The 374-nt window shown below is 52.1% G+C and carries 1 protein-coding gene; it reads left to right on the top strand.

Features of this window, described 5'->3' with window-relative positions:
* Window positions 1-374, top strand: a 374-nt coding sequence (locus AC1RPN_RS08610; protein WP_481763778.1) for a hypothetical protein, incomplete at both ends; no start/stop codon positions are given.

The following is a 374-nucleotide window of genomic DNA, read 5'->3' on the forward strand; positions in this document are numbered from 1 at the left end:
CGCCAGTGTTGCCCGTATTCGATTCCGGATGCGTGGCAACCGGCCACCATACCAACTCAAGGTATAAAGGCCAATGGGCATTGAAGTTCCCAAATCACCATCGGGTAGTAAGCGTTGAGCTTCCGCAGCGCGACAAACATATGCAGGTATCGGTAGCATCAAGATGGGGAGGCGTAGATCAGGACATAGCAGATACGCTCGCTCATGAGCTACAGGACCTCGACGCCAAGTACGAAGGAAGCCGCTGGCTATATAAGCTGCAAAGGTTGCTGGAAACTACAAGCGACTATCATGCTGAGTACGTAGCCATCGTCAACAACCAGAGCGAGCATCCCTCGTTCTCAATTCTGAGTCAGGGTCTTGATCTTGGGTTC

The sequence above is a fragment of the Dellaglioa sp. CoH-57-MRSF-20 genome (assembly GCF_056781955.1).